The sequence below is a fragment of the Variovorax paradoxus genome (assembly GCF_009498455.1).
Lineage (GTDB): Bacteria > Pseudomonadota > Gammaproteobacteria > Burkholderiales > Burkholderiaceae_C > Variovorax > Variovorax paradoxus_H.
In genome coordinates, this window is the sequence record NZ_CP045644.1 from 6,800,818 (window position 1) to 6,826,219 (window position 25,402).

Sequence of the window (25,402 nt, forward strand, 5' to 3'; positions counted from 1 at the left end):
GTTGTAACAGTGCGCGGGCGCGCGAACAAGCGAAAGTAGAGCCGCAGCTTCCTGTCGCCAGGCGTTCCCTAGGCGACAGGCGCACCCGGCGGACTTTGCCATCATCGTCCGTTCGATTGACGCCCGCCGCTGGACACACGGAGCCCCCACCCATGACCTCGCCTTTCTCCACCACCGCCCTGGGCCTGTGCGGCCCGCTGCGCCAGCCGCGCCAGATGCTGGCCGACCAGACCTACGACGACCACAAGTCGATCCACGACGACGCCACGGCGGAAAACCTGGGCCTGCGCGCCGGGCCGATCGAGGGACCGACGCACTTCAGCCAGTTCGACCCGCTGCTGTTCCACGTGTTCGGCCAGGCCTGGTTCGAGACCGGCTGCATCAGCGCCCATTACCAGAACATGGTGGTCGAGGGCGAATCGGTGCGCGCCTTTGTCGACCTGCCCGCGCCCGGTGCCACCTTCGTGCGCCTGCGCGCCGAGAAGGCCGACGGCACGCCGGTGCTGACCGGCACCGCGTCGGTGGGCGATGCATCGCAGCATCCGCACGAGCTGCCCCAGCGCATCGCCAAACTGCGCCCAGCCCAGGGCCTGGTCATCAACCGCGACCTGCGCGTGGGCCAGCGCGGCGCCGTCGTCGAGAAGATCCGCATGGGCTTCGACCAGCACATGGGCGACCACTACCCCTTCACCCTCGCCGACAAGCTCAAGGCCATCACCGAGCCCTGCGACTGGTACACGCCCGAAGGCGGCCAGCGCTCGCCGTGGGGCCGCGCGATCATTCCGACCGAGATGATCAGCGTGCTGCTCGGTTCCACCAGCGCCGAGGCCCAACTGAGCGGCCGCAAGCCCGCCGTGGGCCTGTTCGCCGGACAGGAGATTCGCCTCGTCAAGGGCCCGCTCTTCGTCGACCAGGACTACGAACTGGAGCGCGAGATCATCGCGCTGAGCGAAAGCGCGCGCACCGAGTCCGTGTGGATACGCACCCAGGTGTACGAAATGCCGTCGCGCACGCTCGTGGCCGAGATGATCCTCAATGGCGCGACGATGAAGGCGTCGTATCCGAACTACGAAGCCGAAGCCAAGGAACTCGGTCTGGCCTGAGCGCGTGACCGCGTGACCGCGTGACCGCGGTATTGGCCCCGATTCATCGGGGCAGAATCCGATCTTTTGGGTGCCGTATGCCAGCTGTACTTGAAGGAGGTTGCCTCTGCGGCAAGGTCAGATTCCGTACGACCCAGCCGCCGCTGCGCACGTTCGCCTGCCATTGCACGTTCTGCCAGCGCATGACCGGCACGTCCTTCTACGCCGAGTCGCTCTTTCCGATGGACGCCGTGCAGTTCAACGAGGGCGAGCTTCGGCAGTACGAACATCGCTCGGACGGCAGCCACAAGAAAGTCTTCGTCCACTTTTGTCCCTCGTGCGGCACGACGATGGGCCTGACCTTCGAACGCTGGCCCGAGGTCCGCGCCATCTCGCGCGGGTGCTACGACGATCCGAACGCGGTCGAACTCACGAGCCACATCTGGACACGTTCTGCGCAAAGCGGCGTGGCCTTGCCGGCCGATGTCGACTGCTTTGCCAGGGCGCGCGCCACGGCCGATGGCGTGCCGGAAGTGGCCTTGAGGTACGACGCACCGGCCCTGGCTCGGCAGGACGACGGGGCCTGAACCTTGGCGTCAGCGGCCCTCAGCCGCGATGGGCTCGGCGACGGCGAAGCGCCACGGCCAGGCAGAAGACAGAGACGCACGTCAGCAGGCCCGCGAGCACCGACCACGCGGCGCCGGCCCCGATGAGATTGGCGCCGTCAGCCGCAACGCAACTCGATGCGGCCGCCTCGATGCAATCCCTGTGCTTGTAGTAACGCTCGTAGAACGCCCACCAGAAGAAGCCCGCCGCCGCGGCGAATGCAACGCAGAGGATGGCGGGCCGGGTGATGGAAAGGGGCGTTGTGGTCATGGCGTCGAGCTGCGATCTCGCATCGCATCGGAGGCTGGGGCAATCATCACGCGATCACCCACCGCTCGCGGCGTTCCAGAACGCATTCGCGGCCTTCCCCAAAAGCTCGCTGTCGCGATAGAGCCTTACTTCCAGCGGCACTTCCCACGCGTGGTCCGCCGCGGCAACCAGCCGTCCCTGGTTCATATCGTCGTCCACCAGCGTCTGCGGCAACCACGCGATGCCCCTGCCGTCCAGCACCATCGTTCGAAGCACAGAGGCGAGATGCGCCGTGAAGACGGCCTGCGCGGGAACCGACTCCAGCCTTCGGCCGATCACGGCGCGCATGATGCGTCCCAGCCCTGATTCTTCCGAGTACTGGAGCATCGGAACTGCGGCGTCGCCCCGCCGCGCGAGCTGATGACGCGCGTGGCCCTCCCCGTCCGGCGCCGACACCGGAATCAGTAGATCCTCGCCGATGCGGGTCGACCTGTACGGCTCCGCGTCCAGCGCCCCTTGCGCCTTGCTGTGCGCGTGGCTCAGCACAAACTGGACCTTGCTTTGCAGCATCAGTGCTTCGCAACGCTGAAGCACGTCCGACATCAGCTGCACCGGCCCGAGCGTCGTGTTCGATTCGAGGCTTCGCAGCCATCGCGGTAAAAAAGTGAACGAGAGCGCGTGCGTGGACGCGATGCGCAAGGTGACAGAACTGGCCTCGGCCACCTTCCTGGCGTCGCCCGGCACCCGCGCGACGCGGGCGATCAATTCCTGCGCCACGCCGGTGAACCATTCGCCGGCCTCGGTCAGCTGGGCGGGTTGCGAACGCCGGTCGAAAAGCTCGGCGCCGATCCACTCCTCCAGGGCACGAATGCGCCGGCTGAATGCGGGCTGGGAACTGTGGCGGTCCTGCGCGGCGCGCGAAAAGTTTCCCGTGGCAGCCAGGGCCATGAAGTCTTCAAGCCAGATCAGATTCATGTGCGGTTCGTCCAGTGCATGAAAGCAGCGAAAAGGAGCATTGGCCCAAACATCCGGTACGGCGGACCATGGCGGCTCTCAATCAGAAGTTCCCTGGAGCCCGTCATGAAGATCGTCGAAATCCGCGAGAAAACCATTCCCATCAGTTCGCCCATCCGCAACGCCTACATCGACTTTAGCAAGATGACGCTGAGCCTTGTCGCGGTGATCACCGACGTGATCCAGGGCGGCAAGCCGGTGGTCGGCTACGGCTTCAATTCGAACGGCCGCTACGGCCAGGGCAAGCTGATGCGCGAGCGGTTCATTCCGCGCATCCTCGAAGCCGCCCCGTCGTCGCTCGTCGACGACACGGGCGACAACCTCGACCCGCACAAGATCTGGAACACCATGTTCACCAACGAGAAGCCCGGCGGCCATGGTGAACGCTCCGTGGCGATCGGCACCATCGACATGGCGGTGTGGGACGCCGTGGCCAAGATCGAAGGCAAGCCCCTCTTCCAGCTGCTGGCCGACCGCTACGGCGACGGCAAGCCGAATCGCAAGATTTTTGTCTACGCGGCGGGCGGTTACTACTACCCCGGGCAGGACCACCGGAAGCTGCAGGACGAGATGCGCAGCTACATCGACCGCGGCTACACGGTCGTCAAGAAGAAGATCGGCGGTGCCTCGCTCGACGAAGACCTTCGCCGCATCGACTCGATCATGGAAGTGCTGCAGGACGGCCAGAAACTGTGCGTGGACGCGAACGGGCGCTTCGACCTGGAGACCGCCATCGCCTACGCCAAGGCGCTGTCGCAATACGACCTGTTCTGGTACGAGGAGCCGGGCGACCCGCTTGACTTCGAACTCCAGGCGGCGCTGCGCAACTTCTACAAGAACCCGATGGCCACGGGCGAAGATCTTTTCTCGATGCAGGATGCGCGCAACCTCATCCGCTACGGCGGCATGCGCCCCGACCGCGACTGGCTGCAGTTCGATTGCGCGCTGAGCTACGGCCTCGTGGAATACCTGCGCACGCTCGACATGCTCAAGGAGCACGGCTGGTCCGCCAGCCGCTGCATTCCCCATGGCGGCCACCAGATGTCATTGAACATCGCCGCGGGGCTCGGGCTAGGCGGCAACGAGTCCTACCCCGACCTGTTCCAGCCGTTCGGCGGTTTCCCCGATGGCGTGAAGGTGGAGAACAGCCATGTGACGCTGCCCGACCTGCCCGGCATCGGCTTCGAAGGCAAGGCCGACCTGTACCGCGAGATGCAGGCGCTGTCGGCCTGACGTTCGCAAAAAACCCAAGGAGACAAGACCATGACGCGATACAGATTCCACCTTTGGCGCTGCGGCGCCGGCCTCGCCGCGCTCGGATTCGCTTCGCTGGCATGCGCCGAATTTCCGGACAAACCCGTCACGCTGGTCGTGCCCTTTTCTGCCGGCGGTCCCAGCGACAAGATCGCCCGGGACCTGGCCGAGGCGCTTCGCAAGCCGCTGGGCCAGACCGTCATCATCGAAAACGCCGCCGGCGCGGGCGGCACGGTGGGCTCGGCCAAAGTGGCGCGCGCCGCACCGGACGGCTACACGCTGCTGGTGCATCACATCGGCATGGCCACCGCGCCGGCCCTGTACCGCAAGCTCAGCTATAAGGTGCCGGACGATTTCGAAACCCTGGGTGTCATCAACGAAGCGCCTTCGGTGCTGATCGGCAAGCCGAGCCTCGCTGCCGGCAACTTCGCCGAGCTGCGCCAGTGGATCGCGTCGAACGGCGGCAAGGTGAACCTCGCCAACGCCGGGCTCGGTTCCGCGTCGCACCTGTGCGGCCTGATGCTCCAGGGCGCGCTGAAGACGAGCATGACGCCCGTGCCCTACAAAGGCACCGCGCCGGCAATGACCGACCTCATCGGCGGCCAGGTCGACGTGATGTGCGAACAGGCGACCAACGCGGTGCCGCAGATCGAAGGCAGGAAGGTCAAGGTCTACGGCATCACCAGCTTGCAGCGGCTACCGCTCGCCGCGCTGAAGGACACGCCGACCTTGTCGGAAGCCGGACTGAAGGACTTCAACGTCCAGGTCTGGCACGGCGTGTACGCGCCGCGCGGCACGCCTGCCGCGGTGCTCGCCAAGCTCAACGCCGCACTGCGCACCGCGTTGAAAGACCCGGACCTGATCAAGCGGGAAGAGGCGCTCGGCCTCGCCGTCGTCAGTGACGACCGGCTCGACCCTGCCGGCCACAGGAAATACCTTGAAGCCGAAAAGGCCCGGTGGTCGAAGGTGATCAAGGACGCTGGCGAATACGCCGACTGATGCGGCAAGGGCCGGCGGGCGGCACTCCCTCGCCGGTCCGCGCACGTCAGCGTTCAGGCACGGGCCGCTTCTTCTGCGCGGACCTCGGCGCCTCGCTGCGCGCCAGCCACAGTCCGCTCGCCACGATCAACGCGCCGCCGCCCAGCGTCCATGCATCGGGCGCGGCCCGCCAGAACACCCAGTCCAGCACCAGCGCCCACGCGAGGGCGCTGTATTCGAAGGGCGCGATGGCAGCGGCCTTCCCGTGGCGGAAAGCCTCGGCAATCGCCAGCTGGCCCAGAAAGCCGCTGATGGCCAGCCCGGCGAGCAACCCCATGTGCTCGGCCTTCAAGGGCATCCATTGCGGCACCGACAGCAGGCGAAGAAGGCGCATGCCAACAGCATCGCAGCGATGCCGCGCAGGGTTCCGGTCGATTGCATGGTCAGGTGGTTGTCTCGCGGCAGTGACCGGAGTCAGGGGACTTGTTCTTGACCGCCGAGCATAGGCGCGGCGAACGTCGGGTCGTGTCCCCCTCTGCCGGCCCGCTACCGGCACTCGTTCCAGTACCCGTCCGGATTCGCCTCCAGCGGCGTGGCGATCCGCTTGAGCGACGTGCGGCCCTGCGCGTCCTTCGCGACAACGAAGACGTGCCCGTCCTGCACCGGGAAACCGTTGCGCAGGAACTTGAAGCCACTGCGCACCGACGAAAAGTCGGCCTCGTTGAGTGCGTTGCGCAAGGCACCGCGATCGGCGACCGAGCCCTTGGTCTCCTTCAACGCACGGTCGATCAGGAGCGCCGCGTCGAAACCTTGCGCGGCGTACTGCGAGGGGATGCGACCGTGCTTCTTTTCAAAAGCGGCAACGAACGCCTTGCTCGTCGGGCTCGGCAGGTCGGGGCCCCAGACCGCGCCGGTCAGCACATGGAGCGCGGCATCCTTGAGCAGCGGCAGCGTCGTGCCATCGACCGTGCCGACCGTCAACAAGGGCAACTTGCTCAGCAGACCCGAGCGGTTCATCTGCTGGATGAAGTTCACGCCCATGTCGCCCGGCAGGAAGGCGACCACCGCGTCGGGCGCGACGCGCTTGATCTGCGCCAGCGCTGCCGCGTAGTCGGTCTGCTCGGGTTTGACGTAGATTTCGCTGACCACCTCGCCCGAGTAGTAGCGCTTGAAGCCCCGCAGCTGGTCCTTGCCCGACGCGTTGTCGGGCGCCACGAACAGCGTCTTCCAGTAGCCCTTGTCGACCGCGTACCGCCCCACGATCCCGGCCTGGTACTCGTCCTGGTACGAGGCGAAGACGAATTTGTTGTTGCACTGCTTTCCGGCGATCGGAGCAGGGCCGGCATTCGAGCCGACGAACAGCACGCCCGCCCTGGCCATCGGTTTGGCGATGGCCATCATCACGTCGGAGAAAGTCACGCCGGTGATGACGCTGAGCTTGTCGTTCTCGATGAGGCGCTGCGCGAGTTGCGCTCCGAGTTCGGAGTTGTGTAAAGAGGCCCCTTGGGACCTCTCTTTTTGACTCCTCCACCTTAGCGACCACTCGTTGGTCGAATTCCGTTTGCCAGCAGCGCAGATATCACAAATCCAGTGGTTCTCGGCCGACGAACACATGTCGAGGTAAGGGCATACGCCTCAACGTTTCGCGTCTTCTTCGCCACAAGTTACGACGTCCGCAGAGGCGGGGCTATCAATGCGGACGAACTCAACCAGTTCCCTTGATAGCTTCCGAGCGAAGCCTCGCGCCAACTGTGGCCTCGATAATCTTGTCGCGAAGTGTCTCAACCTTGTCCTGCTTGAGCACCGGCACATCGAGATGCCTAGCAATTTGATCCAAGGTCTTCTTGGTCTCGAAGGCAGTCTCCATGAACTGAGAGGCCTCCGCGCGACTTGGGAACATGGTCAGTTTCGCCACAAGGCTGTTGAGGTCGACCAACGTCTCAGGCGAGATCTCCTCCTTGGATCTGCGACGAATGACCTTAATCTCGATGTCGCAGTTCGGATCGATTAACCGAGAAATTTCGTCCTCGGACATCCGCTCAAGGGCTCCTGCCAAACGCCTCAACGCTGACGCCGCCGTGAATGAGGAGTAGCTCATAGCTCCTCCAAGAGCTTCTCGAACTCATCAACCACTGCTTCAATCTCATTAACAATATCCGAGTGGGTATTGTTCGAGTAAGCATTCAGCACCACGGGCATGAGGTTCTGTGGCGCATCCCCGAAGATGGTCTTGTTTTCGCGAAAGTAGTTGTCGAGCGTAGAAACTCCTAGCCGCTTCGTTTGCGAGATGAACTGCCGCTGCGCCGAAATCGGCTGCCCGCTTGTGATCTGGATCATGGTGAAGATAACGCCGAGAATCTGTGGCGATATTTTGAGATTGTCCTCGTCTGGTCCGGCGAACTCGTTGAAGTCCTTCACGAGCTCCTTGACGCTGCGCTGTAGGTAGTCGATGCCCAAGGTGGACAGATAGTCCGGTTTTGCCGGTATCAGAATTTGCTCGCTTGCAACAATCGCATTCTTGGTGACGATGTTGAAGTTTGGCGGGCAGTCGATCAAAACAATGTCGTAATCCTCGCTTTCTGCGATAGCTGCAATTGCCTGCCGCAGTTGCCCGTGGACTTTCAAGTAATTTCGCTTCGAAGCTGACATGTTGACGCCGCCCAAAAGTGTCGCCAGCTCTAAGTCCACATTGATCAACCCGAGATGCGAGCAGATCAGGTCGATCTTTCCCCCATTGCGTCGGACGATCCCGTTAACAGCAGGTGGAGTTATGACGAAGTCAGTAAGGGGTGGTGGCTCCTTACCTTGGCTGATGACGTCGAACCATGACTTGATGGTTTTACCAGCCTTGTAGTTCGTATCCCAGTCGTCGGGTGTGACGAAAGAGAAGGTCAGACTGGCCTGCGCATCGGTGTCAATCAACAGCACTTTTTTTCCTCGCCACGCTAGCTCACTAGCGATATTGGCAGTCACGGTCGTCTTGCCGACGCCGCCTTTGTAGTTGATGACCGAGACGATATGCATTTCGAGTCCTAGTGAAAGTTAGCTGGACATTATGTAGGACTCCTTGGCCGAGGACACATGAAAATCTCCGACACGGCAATCGGCCGTACCTTCGTGAATTGGGCACAGACTCAGAGCGATCGTCACACCCTGATTGAGTCGGCACAGCTAATGAAGAACAGCCCGTGGCGAGCGTCAAAAACTGCATCTGATCTTTGACCGTTATCGTAGCGTTGTCCAAAAAATAGGAGCACCGGGTAACGTCGAACTTCTGCTACTAGCAAATGGCACCCGCCTGTGTCAGTAAGCAGTGACAATCCTCAAATGGCCCAAGGAAAACGAATTTCTTCCGACATCGGAGACGACGCGATCCAAGCGATCAAGGCGTTCGGTGCTGCCGCCAAGCTGGCGCGCACAACGGCTGGCGAGGGCCAAGCGGTTGCCGCTGCGCGCTTGGGCGTTCATGTCCAGACGATCGCGCGGATCGAATCGGGTGAGCCGGGCGTTGCCATCGGGCACGTGCTCGGCATGCTGGCGCTCTACGGCATCTCGACCACGTTGCAGCAACCGGCGGAGAACGGCGAGCGCCCCACCGGTCGGCCCGGCTAGGTATCGCCAACGACAGCACGCAGCGACTGCAGCGTGGCTTCGGCCGTTTCGATGCGCCGCTGCAGCTCTTCATTGACCAGCCGCACGAGCGCGCCGAGTTCGGTGCGCGTCGGGTACACCTCGTCGGTGTCGTTCACGTGTTGCGGCACGATGAGTTTCTCGATGCACGCATACGCGCGTCGCACCGTGTGAAAGCTGTCGAGGTCATCGCAGGCCTGAAGGGCGAGCGATTCGGCGCAGAGAGTTGCCGAGGATTCGGGGAGCAAGGGAGCGAGCGCCATCAGGCCTCCAGGAGGTGAGCGCAGAGATGCTTCGGGAGACCAAGCCCGGCCGCGCCTCCCAGGCGCAGCGGCCGCAGTATAGCCACGCACCTCCGCCCGATTCACAGCGCAAAACCGGGATGCCCCTACGACCCGTGCCCCCTCCCCCGATGCTGGAACAATGGGCCGATCTATGGATGGTCTCGATCTCATCAAAACGTTCCGCGAAGTCGCGTTCCGGCGCAGCTTTTCCCGCGCGGCCCTGTCGTTGGGCATGTCCAAGGCGACGGTCAGCCGCTATGTGGCCGAGCTCGAATCGCGCAGCGGCGTGCGCCTGCTCAACCGCTCGACCCGCTCCCTGAGCCTCACCGACGCAGGCGAGGTGCTGCTGGAGCGCAGCACCGAGCTGGTGACGATGGCCGAGAACACGCTCAACGACCTGCAGGCGCACGGCTCGCACCCGCGCGGCCGGCTGCGCATGAGCGCACCGCACGGTCTCATTGCGGGCTGGCTCTCGGACGTGATTGCGGAGTTCATCAAGCTCTATCCCGACGTGTACGTGAGCCTCAATTTCACCAACCACGACATCGACCTGATCGAGGCCGGCATCGACATCCACCTGACGGGCGGGCGCATCGACGACATGAACCTGATCGTGCGCCGGCTGGTGCGCTTCGACATGGTGGTGTGCGCGTCGCCCGCCTACTGGGCGCAGCGCGGCATTCCGCAGGTGCCCGAGGACATGGCCCGGCACGACGTGCTGAGCTATTCGCCGATGCCCACGACGAGCCTGCCTTTCGAAACCGACGGCCAGCCGCACGAGGTGGCGGTGCACAGCCGCATGGAGGCCAACGACGCGGTCGCGTTGATCGAGCTGGCGCTGCGCGGCGTGGGCGTGGCCTATGTGCCCGAGCCACTGGCGCAGTCGCACCTGGAGCGCGGCGCGCTGGTGCCGGTGCTGCGCGACCACATGCCGCACGAGCACTGGCTGTACGCCGCCTACTCGCAGCGCCGCCACAACAGCGCGGCGATGCGCGCGATGCTCGACTTCCTCGAAAAATCGATGGGGCCGGTGCCCGAGCCCCTGCCCGCTGCCGTGCCGGTGGCGCTGCCGCCGTGCGGCACCACCGCAGCCGCCATGGCGGCGCGCGACTCACTCGTTTCCAACGGAAAGGCTCCGCTCACCCCATGACCTCGCCCGCGCTCGTGATCCGCCCGCCGACACCCGACGACTTCGCCGCCTGGAAGCCGCTCTGGGACGGCTACAACGCCTTCTACGGCCGCGAGGGCGCCACGGCCTTGCCCGACGCGGTCACGCAGGTCACGTGGCAGCGCTTCTTCGATGCGTACGAGCCGGTGCATGCGCTGGTCGCCGAACGCGACGGGCAGTTGGTGGGGCTGGTGCACTACCTGTTCCACCGCAGCACGACGCGCATCGAGCCGACCTGTTACCTGCAGGACCTGTTCACGCAGTCGTCCGAACGCGGCCGGGGCGTGGGCCGCCAGCTCATCCAGGGTGTGTACGACGAGGTGCGGCGCGCAGGCGGGTACCGCGTGTACTGGCAGACGCACACGACCAACGCGGCGGGGCGGATGCTCTACGACAAGGTCGCGAAGCACGAGGGCTTCATCGTCTACGCGACGATGGTCTGAGCCCGCGCTGACGATCAGTACTTGATGGTGATGCCGGCCTTCACGCCGGTGTTGGCCTTGCCGTCCGAATGCGCGCCGCCCGAGAAGGAGACGTCGCCCCCGGTCTTGGCGCCCACCGAATAGGTGGGCCGCTTGCCCGAGGTGTCGGTGCCGGCCTCCAGGGCGCTGCCGTCCGGGCGCTGCACGCCGACCGTGGCGCCGTTGGTGCGGGCCGAGGTTTCGGTGGAGTCTACGTTGGGCGTGATGTAGGCCGTGCCCTTCTCGTCACTGTCGATCGGCACTTTGATGGGCTCCGCGGGGGCCACGCCGGCCGCTGCGCAGGCAGCCACACCCAGGAACGCAAGAATCACTCTGTTCATGGGCACTGATGGTGGGGGCTGGCCGTTACGCGGGCTGTGGGGGTGGCCTCCCCTGCCGCGTAGGACAAGGGCGGTGTTTTCGCGGCTTCAGTGCCATGACATGTTGAACAGGAAGAACGCCGCCAGCACCCACAGCAGCAGCACGAGGTGCGTGAGCTGCAAGCCTTCTTGCCGAATCCAGTAGCCGAACCACAGGCCACCCAGGTGCATCGCGAGGAGGAATGCGGCAAAGCCGGCCAGCCCCAGGTTGAGCCACGGCCGCGCGACGGCCAGGTCGCCGCCGACGACCAGCGCGGCACTGCCCGCCCAGAACGCCAGCGCCGCGCCGAGTTGCAACGCCAGCACCACACCCAGCGCCGTGCGATGCAGCGCCACTGATCGGATCGCACGTGTCAGCAAGGGCGTCTCGATGGCGGGTTCGTCGTGCAACGGCGCCATCGACATCGTGCCGCCGACCGCGAACGCCGAGCCCGCAAAGCCGCGCCAGTTGTTGCGCACGGCAATCGAAAGCCACAGCGCCATGCCCAGCGCGTGAAGGGACTGGAACAGCCAGACGGAGGTAGGGAGATTCATCGGGGCGCCTGTGGCATTAAATATCAAAGATTATTCTTTGATATTGATGCGCCCGCCGGTCGGCGGTCAAAGTCCCTCAACGAAGGTCGAACGCCATGAACACCGCCACCACCCCGCCCGGCCCGTCGCCCGAGGCGCTCGAGCGCCTGCTGGCCGCGGGCCGCGACAGCGCCCTGCTGCGCATGAGCCTTGCGCTGGCGCATCACCGGCGCGACGACGCGCCCACGGCGCTGATGCATGTGGAGAAAGCGCTGGCTTTCGACCCCGAGTTCACGGCCGCGTGGCGGCTGCAGGGCCTGCTCGCGCTGGCGCTCGGCGACGCCGCGAAGGCCGAGGCCTCGTTCGCGCAGGCGCTGGAGGTGGCGCAGCGGCGCGGGGAGCTTCAGCTGGTGAAGGAACTCACCGTGCGGCTGCGGCGCCTGCGCACGCCGAAGCCAGCTGCAGACTGACCTGCGTCAGCCCGCCATCTTCGCCAGCGGATTGAGCCCTGGCTCGCCGACGCGCGTGAGCGTGTTGCGGTCGGTGTGATGGAAGGGCTCGGCCTGGCCCTGGATCTGCATCACGGTGTCCTGGTCGTACGACCAGGTGCCGTCGGCATTGATCGTCACCGTGATGTTCCACGCCAGCGTGGTGAAGGCGCGTTCGATGAACGGGTTCGACACGATGCCGTTCACCAGGCTGCCGTGCTCGGCGCTGAGCGTGAACTGCGTGTCGCCGGGCTTCACGTGCCCGCTGGCCATGGCCACCTGTCCGCGCGGAATCGCCAGCGTGTGGAACACAGTGCCGGTGGCCGGCTCCCACAGCCAGTAGCCGACCTGGTCGTGGTACATCTTCGTGAGGCCGGGCTTGTGGATGTAGGTGTGGTAGCGCAGACCGTACAGCAGCTGCGGGCCGTTGGTCTGCGCGTCGATGGGCTGCAGCTCGTAGTGCTCGACATACACCTGCGTCTTCGGGCCCTCTTTCTTCGGCTTGACGTCGACGCCCTTCATGCCCTCCCAGATGCCGGCCATCGCTCGCAACGGGCCGAGGTTGGCGAGCGTGTCGGGGTCGGCCGGGGGTTCGGTGTAGATGTCTTCGGGTGTGGTCATGGGGTTTGTCGTGGGAGGAAGAAAACGGAGAGAAGCTTTTCGGTTCTGATTCTGCTTGAGCACTGCAGCGGTCAGGTCGTCAGAGCGTGTCCCACACCTGCACGAGCCCGACGAGGTGCACCACGCCGTACACGAAGCACACGAGCGAGCTCCAGACCCAGAAGGCGTTGAGGCGGCGCCGGTCGAACAGCCACATCGCGACTGCGGCGAGCCCGCGCAGCAGGTACACGGCGGTGATGGCGGGCAGCACCAGGGCCTGCGAGGGCAACGGCTGCAGCACCCCGGCGCCCGCGAGCGCGTAGGCGGCCCACACACCCAGCATGCCGGCAATCACCAGCGTCACGGCCACGGGGTACAGATGGCCGGCCTCCGCGCTCGCGGCCATGCGCTCGCCGGCGCCGAAGAAGCGGTACCAGGCCGGGCCGCCGAAGATGATGCAGAGGTGCAAGAGCGCGGCGATGGCGCTCAGCACGGCGCCGGCGATCAGGAAGAGGTTGGGGGTCACGCAGGCTTTCTTGTCAGGTCAACACAGCAGGTCGCGCGCACGGACAGCCTCGCGCACCGGGCCGAACGCACCGAAGCGCACGGGCAGGCCGCTGAGGGCTTCCGCACGCCGGACCCAATCTGCCGCGCTGGCGACAGGGTTCGGTTCGTACAGGGGCTGCGCGCCTTCCAGCAGACGGGTCAGTGCGTGCTGGTGGTCGAGGTCGGGCGCGTCGCTCAGCGGCAGCGACGACAGCGTGCGGCCGTCGGCGCCGCGGTAGCCGGCGCACCACCGCAGGTCGGCGTGCGCAACCGCATCGAGGTGGCTCGCGAGCAGCCCGTCGAGCGGTCCGGCGGCGGCGAGCGCGTAGCGCAGCAGCACGGCGTCGGGGTGGCCGCGTCGGAACGCACCCTGCCAACCCTCGTCGGCGTTGTGCGGCTCGGCCAGCCGCGCATCGAGCCTATGGTCGTGCGTGGGCAGCGGCCCGGCGCCGTGCCGCGTGAGATGGCTGCGCAGCACGCCCAGATGCTGCACGGGCGCCGCGATGCCCGCGTCGCGCAGCACAGCCTCGACCGCGGCGGCGGAGACGGTGCTCCAGGTGGTGTGCGGATGAAAGCCGCGCCACTCGTCGAGCAGCACGCCCTGCGCGCCTTCGAAGAGCACGGTGCCGGGCAGCGCGAGCCGTTCGCCGATGGCGTCGGCACTTGCCGGAGGCGACTGGCGCAGGCACGGCTGCACGGCGTCGAGCCAGCGCTGGGCGAGCGAGGCGTCGGCGAGCGCGGCCAGCTCCTGCGCGGCATCGGCCGACGAAGCCGCCGCGTTCGCGAACTCGCGGTGCAGCGCGACGCGCACGGCTTCGAGCTTGTCGAGCGTGCGCGTCGCGTGAACCAGATCGCCGTAGTGCAGCGTCGTTTCGGGCACTGCCAGCGCTTGCCGCACGGTCTCGCCCACGCCGACGCCGCAGCTGCCGTGCGCCGCCGCGCCGCGCGACCACTCGCGCAAGCGGCCGGCGGCCTGATGGAACGGCGTGGTCACGCGGCAGCGCGCATCGATGAACAAGCGCGCGAACGCGTCAGGCACGCCCGCGCGCTGCAGCACCTCGGCCTCGACGCGCAACGCAGTCGGGTGCACCACCACCGGGCTCGCCAGCACGGTCGCCACGCCGGCATGGAAGCTGCCCGCGCCGAACTGGGAGAAGGTGTGGTGGCGGCCGTCGGCCAGCACCACGTTGTGGCCGGCCTGCGCGCCGCCGTTGAAGCGCACGACCGTGTGGGCACCCCAGGCGTCGCACAGGAAGTCGGTGAAGCGGCCCTTGCCGCAGTCGCCGAAGCCGAGACCGAGCAGCGAGACGTAGCGCGTGGAAGTCAACAGCGGGCCATCAGCCGAAGAGCCGCTTCCACCACGAACTGCGCGCGCCGTTGCCCGCGACGGGCGTGGCACGGCGTGGTGCGGTCGGATCGAGCAGCGCGGCGTAGCCGTCGAGCGCGTGCAGCACGCCGCGCACGCGTTCCTTCGCCATGCCGGTGCCGCCCATCACGCCGGCCAGGGCGTCGAGGTTGGGCACGGCCTTCTCGGTGAGCGCGACGATGCCCGCCGCGACCGCGCAGGCGTCGTCGGGCGAGTCCATGCAGATCACGTGGTCGCCGAGCAGCTCGCGCCAGCGCGGCTCGCAGCGGCGGCGGCGTTGCGCATCGGGAATCAGGAAGAACAGGTGCGTGGTCTCGGCCGCGGCGGCGATGACCTCTTCGATGGGAATGTCCTCGTCGAGCTTCTCGCCGATGAGCCCTTCGACCTGGTGGCGCGACACGGCCGGGTACGGCAGCTCGTCGCCGGTGACGAACAGGTAGCCGCGCTTCTTGCGCTTCACCCAGCAGTCCATGTCGGTGTGCTGCGCCATGACGTAAAAGGCGAGCTCGTAGCTCTCTTCGCCGCTGCCCCCGCCGCCGCCTTCGAGGTAGCTCCAGGTGAGCCACTGGTCCATGAGGTTGGCGGTCGATTCGAACTGGCCCACCTGCAGCGGCGCCTGGTCGGAGGTGGCGTCGCCGATGGCCATGAACAGCAGCTGGGGGTCGGCCACGCCACAGTCGGTCAAGAGCTTCATGAAGGTGGGCAGCTCGCGGCGCGCCAGGGTCTGCGGGATGTTGCCCATCGAGCCGGTGACGTCGAGCGCGAACACGATGCCCAGCGAGTTCGGGTGGTCGGCGTTGTCGCGCGACTCGCGCACCTTGAGCCCCTGCGGGTTCATGAGCATGTGCGTGGCGGTCTGCTTGAAGACCTCGCTGCCGGGCTTGGCGGCGCGGTCGGCCACGATGGCCGCGTGGGCGGCGTGCGAATAATTTCCGTAACCCATGGAGGTGCTCCTTCGTGCGAGGAAAGTGAAAGGCTGGCCGCTGGCTAGCGAACCGGCGCGGGGTCGAAATGAACGAAGCGCGACGGCCCGAAGGCCTCGCGCGAGGCGGCCGACAGTGCCTGCTCGATGCCCTGTGCGCCCAGGCGTTCGCAGGCGATGGCATCGTCGCTGCATTCGCGCAGCAAGGCGGCGAGCGGTGCGGGCACAGCGCCATCCGAGAGCAACGCGCGCACGCTGCGCGCCGACGCCATCAGGTCACGCCCGATGGCGCCCCCCGACACGTCGGGCTTCGCCTGCGACCAGCCGATGAGCAGCACACCGTGGTCGCGCGGATGCACGAGTGCATGCGCGGGCGTGATCGCGCGGTGCGTCCAGCCGGCGCCGTGCACGAAGGCCAGCACCTCGAGCATGCGCCGCCAGAGCCAGACGGCATGGCGCGCGTCGATGCCTTGCGGGCTGTTCGCCTGCTGCACCTCTTGCAGGCTGCCCCAGAAACCGGTCGGGTGCCGCAGCACGAGCGCCTGCCGCTCACCGTCGCCGAGGCCTTGCGCCACGCCCAGGCCCAGCGGCTGCGGCAGCCGCCGCGTGAAGTAAGCCGCACCGGCCACCGACAGGGCTTGCAGCGCCTGCAGCACGGCGGCCTCGCGTGCCAGCACGGCGTCGCCGGCCGCGTCACGCGCAAGCTTGATCGTCACGCGCTCGGGCACGGCGCCGAGCCGTTCGGCGAGCAGCACGTCGCTGTGCTCGCCGTGGCCCAGCGGGGCGAGCACGCGGTAGTGCGCGCCGCGCCACTGCAGGAGGCGGCCGGTGTCGGTGAGCTGCGGCGCATTGGCGCGCCGCCAGGCGGCGCGAAAGCTCTCGCGCTCGACGGTTTCGGTGCCGCGCGTGATGGTGGCGCCGCAGTAGCCGCAGTGGACGGTGCGCCAGCGCGCCGCGCGCGGCAACGGCGCCGAGCATTGGGGACAACTCAGTGCAAGCAGCGACAGCATGGCCGCGCCCTCCTCTTCAGTCTTCTTGTGGCGCGGCCGGGTCCGGCGAGGCCAGGATGCGGTCGATGCGGCGCCCTTCGAGCGCCACGATCTCGAAGCACCAGCCCGCGCAGTCGATGTGCTCGCCCACGGCGGGCAGGTGGCCCGACACGGACATCAGCAGGCCGGCCACGGTGTTGTAGCGGCCGCGCTCTTCGTCGGGCAGCTCGCGGATGCCCAGGCGCGCGCGCAGTTCCGACACGGGCATGAGGCCGTCGAGCTCCCACACGCCGTCGGCGCGCTGGTGGGCCCAGGCGTCGGCCTGCATGCCGGGCTGCAGCTCGCCGGTGATGGCTTCGAGCAGGTCGCGCGGGGTCATGAGGCCCTGCACCACGCCGTACTCGTCGACCACGAACACCAGCCGGCCGGCGCGCGTGCGGAACTGCTCGAGCAGCTCCATGCCGGTGAGCGTCTCGGGCACGAACACGGCGGGCGTGGCCTCCTGGCCCAGCACGCCGTCGTGCGCGGAACCCAGGCGCAGCAGGTGCGCCACGCTGATCACGCCGACCACGTCGTCCAGCGAATTGCGGCACACGGGGTACCACGAATGCACGAGGTTGAGCGCCGCGGCGTCGGCCACCTTCTGCAGCGCCTGCGCGACGGTGTTGGAGGCGTCGAGCCATTCGATGTCGGCGCGCGGGATCATGAGCGACGACAGGCGGCGGTCGTCCAGGTGGAACACGTTGCGCACCATCTGGTGCTCGTGCTGCTCGATGACGCCGGCGTCCACGCCTTCTTCGAGGCTGGCCGAAATTTCTTCTTCCGTGACCGAGCGCGCGGCGTTGGCGTCGATGCGCAGCAGCTTCAGCGTGGTGGCGGTGGCGCCGGCCAGCAGCCACACGAAAGGCTTGGCGCCCTTGGCCAACCCGCGCATGGGGCGCGCCACGAAGCGCGCCACCGGTTCGGGGTACAGCTGGCCGATGCGCTTGGGCACCAGCTCGCCGAAGATGATGGTGAAGAAGGTGATGCAGGTCACCACCAGCGCAGTCGACGCGATGCTGGCGGAGGCCGCGCCCATGCCGACGCTTTCCATCCACACCGCGAGCGGCCCCGCGAAGGCGGCCTCGCCGACGATGCCGCTGAGCATGCCGATGGAGGTGATGCCGATCTGCACGGTCGAGAGGAATTGCGTGGGCGATTCCATCAGCTTCAGCGCGGCCTCGGCGCCGGTGTCCCCCGTTTCGGCCAGGGCCGCGAGGCGTGCGCGGCGGCTGGTGGAAAGGGCCATTTCGGACATTGCGAACACCGCATTGAGGGTGGTCAGCAAGGCCAGCAGGAAGACATCCATGAACAGAGGGGGAAAATGAGGGAATGTCACTTTACTGTATCGGCGACGTCCAGGGCTGCGATGCCCCCCTGGGCCGACTGCTCGACAAGATCGATTTCTCCCCCAGCCGCGACACCCTCGTGGTGCTCGGCGACCTGGTGAACCGGGGCCCCGATTCGGCCGCGGTGCTGCGCCGCCTGCAAGGCTACGGCGCCTCGGCGTTGAGCGTGCTGGGCAACCACGACCTGCACCTGCTGGCCGTGGCGCACGGCGTGCGGAAGGGCGGCCGCAAGGACACGGTGGCCGATCTGCTGGCCGCGCCCGACAGCGAGGCGATGCTCGACTGGCTGCGCCAGCAGCACATGGCGCTGCACATGCAGGTCGGCGGCGGCGACCTGCTGATGGTGCACGCCGGCGTGCTGCCGCAGTGGACGGTGGGCGAAACGCTGGCATTGGCATCAGAGGTCGAGTCGGTGCTGCGCGGCCCCGCACTGGGCGACTTCCTGCACGAGATGTACGGCAACACGCCCGACCACTGGGACGACGCGCTCACCGGCCATGCGCGGCTGCGCGTGATCGTCAACGCGCTGACCCGGCTGCGCTATTGCACGCCCGAGGGCGTGATGGAGTTCGAAAGCAAGGACGGCGCGATTCCCGGCCCCGAGGGCTTCCTGCCGTGGTTCGACGTGCCGGGTCGCAAGACCGCCGCGGCCACCGTCGCCTTCGGCCACTGGTCGACGCTGGGCTGGCTCTCGCGGCCCGACCTGCTGTCGACCGACACGGGTTGCGTGTGGGGCGGCTGCCTCAGTGCGGTGCGCTTCGGCGCGACGCTGGACCAGCGCGAGCTGATCCAGGAGAAGTGCGAGCAGGCGCAGAAGCCCGGCAAAGGGGCTTGAGCGACACGGGGCTCGTTCGGGCTCAGAACCCGTGCGTCATCAGCGCGTAGACCGTCTGCACGCCGGTCACGTAGTTGCCCATGCGCAGGTTCTCGTTCGCCGCGTGCTGGTTGTTGTCGGCGTTCACCAGCGGAATGATCGCGAACGGCACCTGCAGCACGCGCACGATTTCCGCCGTCGGCACGGTGCCGCCCATCATGCGGATGCGCACCGGCTCGGGCGAGGTGCCGAAGGTGTCGGTCAGCGCCTTGTAGGCCCACTGGCCGATCGGTGAATTGATCGGCGAGCCCGCCGCGTCGGCGCCCTCGCTGCGGTAGCTGAAGCTTGCGATCTTGTCGTAGCGGGCGCGCTCCTCGTCGGTCGGCGCGGCCTTCACGAGGTGGTAGCCCTGCTTGACGATGTGCGCCTCGATCAGCTTGCCCAAATAAGGCGCGTCGGAGTCGGGCGTGGTGCGCAGGTCCATCTCGGCTTCGGCCTTGTCGGGGACGATGTTCGCCACCTTGTCGCCCACGGCCGCCGAGGCCATGCCGCGCACGTTCAGCGAGGGGTACTGCATCGCCTCCTGGTAGTTGGCGCCGACCTTGTCGGTGCGGGCGATGCCCAGCCGGCGCTTGAGCGCGGCCTCGTCGTCGGGCACGGCGGCCATGATCTTGCGGTCGGCCTCGCCGATCTTCACGCGGTCGTAATAGCCCGGCACGGTCACGCGGCCGGTGTCGTCCTTCATCGTGGCCAGCAGGCTGGCGAGGCGCTGCGCCGGGTTGGGCGCGTAGTTGCCGTAGTGCCCGCTGTGCAGCGGCACCTTGGCGCCGTACACGGTGAGCCGCGCGTCGGCCGCGCCACGGTTGCCGAACACCAGCGTGGGCCGGTTGGTCGCGTGCATGGGGCCGTCGTGGATCACGATGGCGTCGCTGCGCAGCAGTTCGCGGTGCGCCTGCATGACCTGGCTGATCGACGGTGAGCCCTTTTCTTCTTCGCTGTCGAGGATCACCTTCACGTTGACCGCCGGCTGGCCGCCGCCGGCCTTCAGCGCGTCGATGGCCGCCAGCAGCATCATGATCGGGCCCTTGTCGTCGGCCGAGGCCCGGCCGAACACGCGCCACTCGGGGTCGAGCGGGCCGCTGAAGAGCGGGGCCGAATCGATCTCTTCCCACTCGCCCTTCTCTGTCTTGCGCTTGAGCACGGGCGTCCACGGGCTCTTTTGAGCCCACTGCGCGGGAATCACGGGCTGGCCGTCGAGGTGCATGTAGAACAGCACCGTCTTGCGCGCCGGGTCGCTGCCGGGGATCTCGGCGAAGAGCATCGGCTTGCCGTTGTTGGGCAGTTGCTTCGTCGTGAAGCCGCGCTTGCGGAAAGCCTGCTCCAGCCAGTCGACGTTCTTGCGGATGTCTTCCGGCACGGTGGCGTCGTTGGGCAGGGCCAGCAGTTCGAAGTACTCGCGGTAGGTGCCCTGCGCATGGCGCTCGGCCAGGGCCGGCGAGAGTTCGGCCGACTGCGCGAGGCCGTGGCCCAGCAGCAGGAAGGCCGTGGGCACCAGTGCGATCAGGCGACGGGGATAGCGAGGGAGAGTGGTGGGCATGGATGTCAGCGCAGAAGGGAGCAAGTCGAAGTGCGAGGTTTCCACTCAGCATAAAAAGCGCGCACCTTTTCAGCAATTGCTATTTTTTCGAGCTACCTTTGCATTTCCCGCAAACCTCGCGCACCTCATCCCCTCCCCATGCCCAGCCGTCGCCTGCAAGAAACCTCGCTGCGCTACTTCCTCGAAGTGGCCCGCACCGGCTCGCTCACCGAGGCCGCCGTGCGGCTCAACGTCAGCATCTCCGCCGTCAGCCGCCAGGTCGCCACGCTCGAAACCTTGATGGGCGTGCCGCTGTTCGAGCGCCGCCCGCGCGGCATGGTGCCCAGCGCCGCGGGCGAGCTGCTGGCGGCGCACGCCCTGCGCGGCGCGCTGGAGGCCGAGCGCGTGCTGTCGGACATCCAGGCGCTGCTGGGGCCGCTGAGCGGGCGCGTGCGCATCGCCTGTTCGTCGGGCTTTGCCAACGAGTTCCTGCCGCGCACCATCGCGGCGTTCCGGGTGCAGTACCCGGGCGTGCGGTTCCGGCTCGATGCCGCGGGCCCGACGCAGGTGAGCGACGCCGTGCTGCTCGGTGAAGCCGACATCGGCCTCACCTACAGCCGCGCGGCGGTGCGCGGCATCCGGGTCGAGCATCGCCAGCCGGCGTCGGTGTTCGTGATCATGCGGCCCGACCATGCGCTGGCGAAGTCGCGCAGCGTGACGCTGGCGCAGATGCATCCCTTTCCCATCGCACTCAGCAGCCCCGAGAACACGGTGCGCCAGCTGTTCGACGTGGGCTGCAGCAACCGCGGCCTCGTGTTCGAACCCGTGCTGGTCAGCAACCGCTTCGAGGCCATCGCCCACTTCGTGCTGCAGGACGGCGGCCTGGGCATCACGGGCGAGATCACGGTGCGCGACCGCCTGCAGCGCGGCGACCTGGTGGCGGCCGAGATCCGCGAGCCCGGCATGCGCGGGCGATCGGTCGAGTTGCAGACGCTGGCCGATCGCACGCTGCCGGAGGTGGTGCGCACCTTCCTGGCTTACCTGCGGGAGCAGTTGCCGGCGCCGGGGGCAGCAAAAAGGACACGTAAAGCATCGGAGCCGGGAAAGTCGCGCACGCGCGAAGCGGCCTGAGCCGGGCAACGCCGCCGGCTCACGTCCGCTTGCTCAGTTGCGCGCAGGCGTCGAAACAGGAAACCGGATCACCCGCCGCTGCGTCGCACCCGACGGCCGCAGCAGCCCGCGCTGCGTGGCCTCGTGCACGGCCTGGGTGCGCGAATGGACCGACAGCTTGCGGTAGATGCTCTTGATCTGGCTGGCGACGGTGCTGTCGGAGCGATGCAACGCTTCGGCCACGCGCCGGTTGCTCCAGCCCTGGGCCACGAGCTCGAGCACCTTGAGTTCGCGCGGCGAGAGCAGGCCCTCGTCGCAGGACGCTTTGTGCGCCCTGTCGAGCCCATGGGCTTCCAGCGCAGCGTCCTCGATGCCGTACAGGATCTGCCGCGCCGTGCGCGCGGCCGCCCACACGTCGCCGCGCTCGACCGCCGCCATCAGGTTGGCCAGCTCCGGCTGGTTGGCTTGTGCAAAGAGCCGCGCGGCGGCGTTCGCGGCCACCGCCGGGCTCAGGGGCGGTCCGTCGTCCAGTTCCGAAATGGCACGCAGCTCGGCGCTTCCTTTGGACATGTCAATGCTCGCTAGGTCGATCAATGCGGGGGGAAAGTAAACCCGGCGTCCCTGTGCAATGAAATGCCATGCAGAACGCCTGCTGCGAGCCTGAGGTCGCTTTGTAAACAGCCTTGACCGTGCGTCTCAGTTCTTGGGAGAATTTCGCCGAATTTGTGATTTTTTAACGCTTAGTTAGTACTATTTGGCGAAAATGGCTTGCCTCTCCCCCTTGGCGCCGTTCCGACCTCGCCCATGACCCACCCCGACGCCACGGCCCTCGAACGCCCTCTCTCGCCCCCGGGCGTGGCGCACAGCCACTTCGATGTGCTCGCAGAGCCGCCCGACCGGCAGTTCCTGGCCTGGCGTGCGCGTGTCGGCCATGTGATGGACGCCGTGCCCTCGCGCGATGCGCTCGCGCGTCCATTCAACGCCGCGATCGACCGCTACGACGTGGGCGGCCTCGTCTTCACCGACTGCCGCTCCGACGCACTGCTGATGGAGCGTTCGCTGGCGCGCGTGTCGACCGACAGCGTGCGCGACTTCGCCTTCCATGTGTTCGAGCACGGCCGCATGGACGACGTACAGATTCGCGCCGCGCCGCGCGCCCCGCGCAAGGGCGAACCGCCGCCGGCGCCTGCCGGCACGATCACCCTCCTCGCGCTGGACATGAACCAGCCGGTGCGCATGCGGCGCAGCGATTGCCGCGTTCACACCTTCTTCGTGCCGGGTGCGCTGGTGCAGGAAACCTTCCCCGACCCCGAGGCCCTGCACGGCCGCATGCTCGCCTGCACCACGCCGGCCGCGCGGCTCGCGGCCGCGCACGCGATCTCGCTGGCGCGCCACATCGGCGGCATGACGCCCGCGGCGGCCCAGAGTGCGGTGCGCACGGGTGCGCAGCTGGCGGTGTCGGCCTTCGGCAAGCAGGCGGGCTTCGAGGGCAATGCGCGCGCCGCGGCACGCGCCGCCATGTTCGACCAGGTGCGCCGCCATGTGCAGACCCACCTGCACCGCGCCGACCTCACACCCGAGAGCGTGCTGGCCGCGCTGCAGCTGCCGCGCCCCACGCTGTACCGCATGTTCCAGCACGAAGGCGGGCTGGGCAGCTACATCCGCGGCCTGCGGCTGCGCCAGGCGGCGAGCGACCTCGCACGCTACCCGCACGTGATGGTGACCGACGTCGCCTACGGCGCGGGCTTTGGCAGCGCCTCGGATTTCAGCCGCGCCTTTCGCCGCACCTACGGCATCGCGCCGCAGGACTTCCGTGTGCAGGCGCTCGAGCGGCGCTTCTAGGCGGCTGCGTTGAAAAAGCCCGTGTCGAACGTGCCCTTCACGTCGAGCGGCTGCTTGATGAGCCCCACCTGCCGGTAGAAATCGGCCGTGCCCTGCTGGTCGGCGATGACCTGTGCGTCGATGGAAATCCACTGCTGCTGGCGGCGCTCGAACTGCAGCTTCGCCGCCTCGGGCGGGATGCCGATGATGCGTGCTAGCGTGGCCGAAAACGCATCGACGTTGCGGTATGACCAGCGCTGCGCCTTCACCACGCGCTGCAGAAAGTCCTGCAGCACCGGTCGCTTCGCGGCAATGGCGGCATCGGTCGCGGCGAGGTAGCTCAGCCCCGGCAGCAGGCCGCGCCCGCTGACCAGCACGCGCGCATGGCGGCTGATTTCGGCCAGCGCGGTGTAGGGCTCCCACGTGGCCCACGCGTCGACCGAGCCTTGCGTGAGCGCGAGCTTGGCATCGGCCGGTGCGAGGAAACGCAGGTTCACGTCCTCGGGCTTCAGCCCCGCCGCGGTGATCGCCTTGAGCGTGACGTAGTGGCCGATGGAGCCGCGGTTGGTGGCGATGCTCTTGCCCTTGAGCTCGGCCGCCGTCCTCAGCGGTGAATCGGGCCGCACCAGCACCGCCGTGCCGTAGGCATCCGAGCGGTTCGCACCGATGGCCTTGACGCGCGTGCCGGCCGCGAGCGCGAAGATCAGCGGCGCATCGCCGATGGGGCCCGAATCGACCGCGCCCGCGTTGAGCGCTTCGGCCAGCGGCGCGGCGGCCGGGAACTCCGACCACTGGATGTCGTAGCCGAGCCCTCCGAGCCCGCCCGCCGCTTCGAGCAGCGCGCGCAGCCCGCCCTTCTGGTCGCCGGCCTTGAGCACCGGGCGGCCTTGCGCGCGGACGAAGGCGGGCAAGGTGGCGGTCGTGGCAGCGGCAACAGCGCCAGCAAGCAGCTGGCGGCGTGATCGGTCGAGGTGCGAGGTCATGGTTGGTTCTCTGTAGAAAGCGATGAAAAAAGGAAATCAGTGGATGAAGCCGCCCTTGACGAAGCGCACCGGCTCGGCGTCCATGCGGGCGATGAGCGCGCCGAGGCCGTCGAGCGGCAGCACAGAGCCTTTCGCCGTGCCAGCCGGTGGGCTGCCGCTGCGGCACAGCAGGTCGTCGTCGGACCAACCGTCGTGCCCCGGCTGGCCGCGCACGCGCAGCCAGCCGTCGCGGTCGGCGATGAGCTGCATGCCCGCGAGCTGGTCGGTGCCCGCGATGAGCGCCAGCGCCTCCCACGCGGCCGGTGAATCGGCGACGCAATCGGACGTGACGCCCGCTGCATTCGACACAGGCGGCAGCAGCTGCACCGTCACCAGCCGCGGGTCTTCGCTCGGCGCGACGGCGCCTGCCACGACGCGCACACGCTGTCCGCGCCAGTGCGCGAGCGACCGGGGCGCCTGCGCGCCGCAGCGCACCGCCATGTCGGGCAGGCCGACGGGCTGCGGCCAGTGGCCCAACGCACGCAGGCTCTGGCCCGCGCCCTGCGCCTTCATGTAGTCGATCAGCGCCCAGGCATCAGCCGCGTCGAGCGCGCCACCGAAGCCGGGCATGGTGGCCGTGCCGTGGAGCACGCGCCAGAGCAGGTCGCCATCGGCGCGACGCCACAGCAGCGGGCCCGTGAGGTTCGGCGGCCACACGGCGAGCGAGGCCGCGAGGGGCCCTTCGCCCTTGCCGTCCGCGCCGTGGCAGTTCACGCAGTGCTGCGCGTAGAGCACGCGCCCCTGCGCGATGGAGACGGCCGTGAAGCCGGTCGGCGACGCCTGGAAACTCGTCGGCGTCGCAGGCACGAGCACGACGTTCGCGTGGGGCCACGGTGCGACGATCAGCAGCATCGGCACCAGCGCGAGCAGGTACCAACGCGGACGCTGCCAGACCAGCGCAATCAACAGCAGCAACAGCACCACGCCCATGCACACCAGCGTCCACGCGAGGCTGCGCGCCTGCCCCAGGTCGATCAGCAGGTTCTCGCCCGACAGCCGGTGCGCCCACGGCCATGCCGGCTGGCCGTGCACCCTTTGCACGAGCCCGAGCGCATCGAGCACGCGCAGCAATTGGAGTTGAGCGCCTTGAAGCAGACCGATCAGCAGGTTGAGCCAATCGGCCTCGGGCTTGCTGTTCATG

At 67.5% G+C, this 25,402-nt stretch carries 30 protein-coding genes; 11 read left to right on the forward strand and 19 right to left on the reverse strand.

Going from position 1 to position 25,402, the window contains the following annotated elements:
* Positions 1 to 152 precede the first annotated feature (152 nt).
* Together GFK26_RS31565 and GFK26_RS31570 are read left to right on the forward strand one after the other, a co-directional pair.
* The gene (locus GFK26_RS31565; RefSeq protein WP_153285436.1) at positions 153 to 1,103 is read left to right on the forward strand and encodes a hypothetical protein; all 951 of its coding nucleotides are present in this window, start codon (positions 153 to 155) and stop codon (positions 1,101 to 1,103) included.
* 182 nt (positions 1,104 to 1,285) lie between these two features.
* Positions 1,286 to 1,669, forward strand: a complete 384-nt coding sequence (locus GFK26_RS31570; RefSeq protein ID WP_416222526.1) for a GFA family protein — start codon at positions 1,286 to 1,288, stop codon at positions 1,667 to 1,669.
* 19 nt (positions 1,670 to 1,688) lie between these two features.
* Here GFK26_RS31570 and GFK26_RS31575 read toward each other — a convergent pair whose 3' ends face one another.
* Both GFK26_RS31575 and GFK26_RS31580 read right to left on the reverse strand, forming a co-directional pair.
* Positions 1,689 to 1,958, reverse strand: a complete 270-nt coding sequence (locus GFK26_RS31575; RefSeq protein WP_228121822.1) for a hypothetical protein — start codon at positions 1,956 to 1,958, stop codon at positions 1,689 to 1,691.
* Between the two features lie 54 nt (positions 1,959 to 2,012).
* Entirely contained in the window at positions 2,013 to 2,912 is a 900-nt protein-coding gene (locus GFK26_RS31580; protein WP_153285438.1) for a LysR family transcriptional regulator, read from the reverse strand.
* Positions 2,913 to 3,017: 105 nt separating this feature from the next.
* Between GFK26_RS31580 and GFK26_RS31585 the strand changes: the two genes are divergently transcribed.
* Positions 3,018 to 4,184 (forward strand): mandelate racemase/muconate lactonizing enzyme family protein, encoded by a 1,167-nt coding sequence (locus GFK26_RS31585; protein WP_153285439.1) that lies wholly within the window; start codon positions 3,018 to 3,020, stop codon positions 4,182 to 4,184.
* A 30-nt stretch (positions 4,185 to 4,214) separates the two neighbouring features.
* Complete coding sequence (locus GFK26_RS31590; protein ID WP_153285440.1) at positions 4,215 to 5,204, forward strand: tripartite tricarboxylate transporter substrate-binding protein; 990 nt, start codon at positions 4,215 to 4,217, stop codon at positions 5,202 to 5,204.
* Positions 5,205 to 5,250: 46 nt separating this feature from the next.
* On the opposite strand, the gene GFK26_RS31595 is transcribed toward GFK26_RS31590, so the two are convergent.
* The 4 genes from GFK26_RS31595 to GFK26_RS31610 form a co-directional block, all read right to left on the reverse strand.
* Positions 5,251 to 5,577, reverse strand: coding sequence for a DMT family transporter (locus GFK26_RS31595; protein ID WP_228121823.1), 327 nt, complete (start codon positions 5,575 to 5,577; stop codon positions 5,251 to 5,253).
* 152 nt (positions 5,578 to 5,729) lie between these two features.
* Positions 5,730 to 6,797, reverse strand: coding sequence for an ABC transporter substrate-binding protein (locus GFK26_RS31600; protein WP_153285441.1), 1,068 nt, complete (start codon positions 6,795 to 6,797; stop codon positions 5,730 to 5,732).
* Positions 6,798 to 6,888: 91 nt separating this feature from the next.
* Positions 6,889 to 7,281, reverse strand: a complete 393-nt coding sequence (locus GFK26_RS31605) for a hypothetical protein (protein WP_153285442.1) — start codon at positions 7,279 to 7,281, stop codon at positions 6,889 to 6,891.
* Positions 7,278 to 8,207: a ParA family protein gene (locus tag GFK26_RS31610; protein WP_153285443.1), complete on the reverse strand. Its 930-nt coding sequence runs from the start codon at positions 8,205 to 8,207 to the stop codon at positions 7,278 to 7,280. The genes GFK26_RS31605 and GFK26_RS31610 overlap by 4 nt, the downstream gene beginning before the upstream one ends.
* Positions 8,208 to 8,510: 303 nt before the next feature.
* Between GFK26_RS31610 and GFK26_RS31615 the strand changes: the two genes are divergently transcribed.
* On the forward strand, positions 8,511 to 8,795 hold the full coding sequence (locus GFK26_RS31615) for a helix-turn-helix domain-containing protein (RefSeq protein ID WP_153285444.1): 285 nt from the start codon (positions 8,511 to 8,513) through the stop codon (positions 8,793 to 8,795).
* Here the strand turns inward: GFK26_RS31615 and GFK26_RS31620 are convergent.
* The gene (locus GFK26_RS31620) at positions 8,792 to 9,076 is read right to left on the reverse strand and encodes a hypothetical protein (RefSeq protein ID WP_228121824.1); all 285 of its coding nucleotides are present in this window, start codon (positions 9,074 to 9,076) and stop codon (positions 8,792 to 8,794) included. The two genes, GFK26_RS31615 and GFK26_RS31620, sit on opposite strands and share 4 nt — an antisense overlap.
* A gap of 172 nt (positions 9,077 to 9,248) precedes the next feature.
* On the opposite strand from GFK26_RS31620, the gene GFK26_RS31625 reads away from it, so the two are divergent.
* Together GFK26_RS31625 and GFK26_RS31630 are read left to right on the forward strand one after the other, a co-directional pair.
* A complete protein-coding gene (locus tag GFK26_RS31625; RefSeq protein ID WP_153285445.1) occupies positions 9,249 to 10,247 on the forward strand; it encodes a LysR family transcriptional regulator in 999 nt (332 codons plus the stop codon).
* Entirely contained in the window at positions 10,244 to 10,708 is a 465-nt protein-coding gene (locus GFK26_RS31630) for a GNAT family N-acetyltransferase (RefSeq protein WP_153285446.1), read from the forward strand. Before GFK26_RS31625 ends, GFK26_RS31630 begins: the two co-directional genes overlap by 4 nt.
* A gap of 14 nt (positions 10,709 to 10,722) precedes the next feature.
* Here the strand turns inward: GFK26_RS31630 and GFK26_RS31635 are convergent, their stop codons facing one another.
* Both GFK26_RS31635 and GFK26_RS31640 read right to left on the reverse strand, forming a co-directional pair.
* Positions 10,723 to 11,067, reverse strand: a complete 345-nt coding sequence (locus GFK26_RS31635) for a hypothetical protein (RefSeq protein WP_153285447.1) — start codon at positions 11,065 to 11,067, stop codon at positions 10,723 to 10,725.
* Positions 11,068 to 11,154: 87 nt separating this feature from the next.
* Positions 11,155 to 11,640 (reverse strand): DUF2165 family protein, encoded by a 486-nt coding sequence (locus tag GFK26_RS31640; protein ID WP_153285448.1) that lies wholly within the window; start codon positions 11,638 to 11,640, stop codon positions 11,155 to 11,157.
* Between the two features lie 95 nt (positions 11,641 to 11,735).
* Here GFK26_RS31640 and GFK26_RS31645 point away from each other — a divergent pair, with 95 nt between their 5' ends.
* Entirely contained in the window at positions 11,736 to 12,089 is a 354-nt protein-coding gene (locus tag GFK26_RS31645) for a hypothetical protein (RefSeq protein WP_153285449.1), read from the forward strand.
* 6 nt (positions 12,090 to 12,095) lie between these two features.
* On the opposite strand, the gene GFK26_RS31650 is transcribed toward GFK26_RS31645, so the two are convergent.
* From GFK26_RS31650 to GFK26_RS31675, 6 genes are all read right to left on the reverse strand, one after another.
* Positions 12,096 to 12,728: an FABP family protein gene (locus GFK26_RS31650; RefSeq protein ID WP_153285450.1), complete on the reverse strand. Its 633-nt coding sequence runs from the start codon at positions 12,726 to 12,728 to the stop codon at positions 12,096 to 12,098.
* Between the two features lie 79 nt (positions 12,729 to 12,807).
* Positions 12,808 to 13,233, reverse strand: coding sequence for a hypothetical protein (locus GFK26_RS31655; protein WP_153285451.1), 426 nt, complete (start codon positions 13,231 to 13,233; stop codon positions 12,808 to 12,810).
* Between the two features lie 18 nt (positions 13,234 to 13,251).
* Positions 13,252 to 14,580 (reverse strand): adenylosuccinate synthetase, encoded by a 1,329-nt coding sequence (locus GFK26_RS31660; protein ID WP_228121825.1) that lies wholly within the window; start codon positions 14,578 to 14,580, stop codon positions 13,252 to 13,254.
* Between the two features lie 10 nt (positions 14,581 to 14,590).
* The gene (locus GFK26_RS31665) at positions 14,591 to 15,562 is read right to left on the reverse strand and encodes a VWA domain-containing protein (protein ID WP_153285452.1); all 972 of its coding nucleotides are present in this window, start codon (positions 15,560 to 15,562) and stop codon (positions 14,591 to 14,593) included.
* 44 nt (positions 15,563 to 15,606) lie between these two features.
* Positions 15,607 to 16,551: a protein kinase family protein gene (locus GFK26_RS31670; protein WP_153285453.1), complete on the reverse strand. Its 945-nt coding sequence runs from the start codon at positions 16,549 to 16,551 to the stop codon at positions 15,607 to 15,609.
* A gap of 16 nt (positions 16,552 to 16,567) precedes the next feature.
* Positions 16,568 to 17,878 carry a hemolysin family protein gene (locus GFK26_RS31675; RefSeq protein ID WP_153285454.1) on the reverse strand — a complete coding sequence of 437 codons (1,311 nt, stop codon included), beginning with the start codon at positions 17,876 to 17,878 and terminating at the stop codon, positions 16,568 to 16,570.
* Between the two features lie 23 nt (positions 17,879 to 17,901).
* Here GFK26_RS31675 and GFK26_RS31680 point away from each other — a divergent pair, with 23 nt between their 5' ends.
* Positions 17,902 to 18,753, forward strand: a complete 852-nt coding sequence (locus GFK26_RS31680; RefSeq protein ID WP_153285455.1) for a symmetrical bis(5'-nucleosyl)-tetraphosphatase — start codon at positions 17,902 to 17,904, stop codon at positions 18,751 to 18,753.
* 22 nt (positions 18,754 to 18,775) lie between these two features.
* Here GFK26_RS31680 and GFK26_RS31685 read toward each other — a convergent pair whose 3' ends face one another.
* Positions 18,776 to 20,329, reverse strand: a complete 1,554-nt coding sequence (locus tag GFK26_RS31685) for a M20/M25/M40 family metallo-hydrolase (RefSeq protein ID WP_153285456.1) — start codon at positions 20,327 to 20,329, stop codon at positions 18,776 to 18,778.
* 138 nt (positions 20,330 to 20,467) lie between these two features.
* Here GFK26_RS31685 and GFK26_RS31690 point away from each other — a divergent pair, with 138 nt between their 5' ends.
* Entirely contained in the window at positions 20,468 to 21,439 is a 972-nt protein-coding gene (locus tag GFK26_RS31690; protein ID WP_153285457.1) for a LysR family transcriptional regulator, read from the forward strand.
* Between the two features lie 33 nt (positions 21,440 to 21,472).
* Here the strand turns inward: GFK26_RS31690 and GFK26_RS31695 are convergent, their stop codons facing one another.
* The gene (locus tag GFK26_RS31695; RefSeq protein ID WP_228121826.1) at positions 21,473 to 21,988 is read right to left on the reverse strand and encodes a response regulator transcription factor; all 516 of its coding nucleotides are present in this window, start codon (positions 21,986 to 21,988) and stop codon (positions 21,473 to 21,475) included.
* Positions 21,989 to 22,222: 234 nt separating this feature from the next.
* On the opposite strand from GFK26_RS31695, the gene GFK26_RS31700 reads away from it, so the two are divergent.
* Complete coding sequence (locus tag GFK26_RS31700) at positions 22,223 to 23,260, forward strand: AraC family transcriptional regulator (RefSeq protein ID WP_153285458.1); 1,038 nt, start codon at positions 22,223 to 22,225, stop codon at positions 23,258 to 23,260.
* Here GFK26_RS31700 and GFK26_RS31705 read toward each other — a convergent pair.
* A complete protein-coding gene (locus GFK26_RS31705) occupies positions 23,257 to 24,222 on the reverse strand; it encodes an ABC transporter substrate-binding protein (RefSeq protein WP_153285459.1) in 966 nt (321 codons plus the stop codon). The two genes, GFK26_RS31700 and GFK26_RS31705, sit on opposite strands and share 4 nt — an antisense overlap.
* A gap of 36 nt (positions 24,223 to 24,258) precedes the next feature.
* The gene (locus GFK26_RS31710) at positions 24,259 to 25,401 is read right to left on the reverse strand and encodes a c-type cytochrome (protein WP_153285460.1); all 1,143 of its coding nucleotides are present in this window, start codon (positions 25,399 to 25,401) and stop codon (positions 24,259 to 24,261) included.
* Position 25,402 lies beyond the last annotated feature (1 nt).

Coding starts and splice junctions, on each gene's coding strand:
- GFK26_RS31565 (WP_153285436.1), top strand. CDS start 153: ATGACCTCGCCTTTCTCCACCACCGCCCTGGGCCTGTGCGGCCCGCTG.
- GFK26_RS31570 (WP_416222526.1), top strand. CDS start 1,286: ATGACCGGCACGTCCTTCTACGCCGAGTCGCTCTTTCCGATGGACGCC.
- GFK26_RS31575 (WP_228121822.1), bottom strand. CDS start 1,958: ATGACCACAACGCCCCTTTCCATCACCCGGCCCGCCATCCTCTGCGTT.
- GFK26_RS31580 (WP_153285438.1), bottom strand. CDS start 2,912: ATGAATCTGATCTGGCTTGAAGACTTCATGGCCCTGGCTGCCACGGGA.
- GFK26_RS31585 (WP_153285439.1), top strand. CDS start 3,018: ATGAAGATCGTCGAAATCCGCGAGAAAACCATTCCCATCAGTTCGCCC.
- GFK26_RS31590 (WP_153285440.1), top strand. CDS start 4,215: ATGACGCGATACAGATTCCACCTTTGGCGCTGCGGCGCCGGCCTCGCC.
- GFK26_RS31595 (WP_228121823.1), bottom strand. CDS start 5,577: ATGCGCCTTCTTCGCCTGCTGTCGGTGCCGCAATGGATGCCCTTGAAG.
- GFK26_RS31600 (WP_153285441.1), bottom strand. CDS start 6,797: ATGTGTTCGTCGGCCGAGAACCACTGGATTTGTGATATCTGCGCTGCT.
- GFK26_RS31605 (WP_153285442.1), bottom strand. CDS start 7,281: ATGAGCTACTCCTCATTCACGGCGGCGTCAGCGTTGAGGCGTTTGGCA.
- GFK26_RS31610 (WP_153285443.1), bottom strand. CDS start 8,207: ATGCATATCGTCTCGGTCATCAACTACAAAGGCGGCGTCGGCAAGACG.
- GFK26_RS31615 (WP_153285444.1), top strand. CDS start 8,511: ATGGCCCAAGGAAAACGAATTTCTTCCGACATCGGAGACGACGCGATC.
- GFK26_RS31620 (WP_228121824.1), bottom strand. CDS start 9,076: ATGGCGCTCGCTCCCTTGCTCCCCGAATCCTCGGCAACTCTCTGCGCC.
- GFK26_RS31625 (WP_153285445.1), top strand. CDS start 9,249: ATGGATGGTCTCGATCTCATCAAAACGTTCCGCGAAGTCGCGTTCCGG.
- GFK26_RS31630 (WP_153285446.1), top strand. CDS start 10,244: ATGACCTCGCCCGCGCTCGTGATCCGCCCGCCGACACCCGACGACTTC.
- GFK26_RS31635 (WP_153285447.1), bottom strand. CDS start 11,067: ATGAACAGAGTGATTCTTGCGTTCCTGGGTGTGGCTGCCTGCGCAGCG.
- GFK26_RS31640 (WP_153285448.1), bottom strand. CDS start 11,640: ATGAATCTCCCTACCTCCGTCTGGCTGTTCCAGTCCCTTCACGCGCTG.
- GFK26_RS31645 (WP_153285449.1), top strand. CDS start 11,736: ATGAACACCGCCACCACCCCGCCCGGCCCGTCGCCCGAGGCGCTCGAG.
- GFK26_RS31650 (WP_153285450.1), bottom strand. CDS start 12,728: ATGACCACACCCGAAGACATCTACACCGAACCCCCGGCCGACCCCGAC.
- GFK26_RS31665 (WP_153285452.1), bottom strand. CDS start 15,562: ATGGGTTACGGAAATTATTCGCACGCCGCCCACGCGGCCATCGTGGCC.
- GFK26_RS31670 (WP_153285453.1), bottom strand. CDS start 16,551: ATGCTGTCGCTGCTTGCACTGAGTTGTCCCCAATGCTCGGCGCCGTTG.
- GFK26_RS31675 (WP_153285454.1), bottom strand. CDS start 17,878: ATGGATGTCTTCCTGCTGGCCTTGCTGACCACCCTCAATGCGGTGTTC.
- GFK26_RS31680 (WP_153285455.1), top strand. CDS start 17,902: ATGTCACTTTACTGTATCGGCGACGTCCAGGGCTGCGATGCCCCCCTG.
- GFK26_RS31685 (WP_153285456.1), bottom strand. CDS start 20,329: ATGCCCACCACTCTCCCTCGCTATCCCCGTCGCCTGATCGCACTGGTG.
- GFK26_RS31690 (WP_153285457.1), top strand. CDS start 20,468: ATGCCCAGCCGTCGCCTGCAAGAAACCTCGCTGCGCTACTTCCTCGAA.
- GFK26_RS31695 (WP_228121826.1), bottom strand. CDS start 21,988: ATGTCCAAAGGAAGCGCCGAGCTGCGTGCCATTTCGGAACTGGACGAC.
- GFK26_RS31700 (WP_153285458.1), top strand. CDS start 22,223: ATGACCCACCCCGACGCCACGGCCCTCGAACGCCCTCTCTCGCCCCCG.
- GFK26_RS31705 (WP_153285459.1), bottom strand. CDS start 24,222: ATGACCTCGCACCTCGACCGATCACGCCGCCAGCTGCTTGCTGGCGCT.
- GFK26_RS31710 (WP_153285460.1), bottom strand. CDS start 25,401: ATGAACAGCAAGCCCGAGGCCGATTGGCTCAACCTGCTGATCGGTCTG.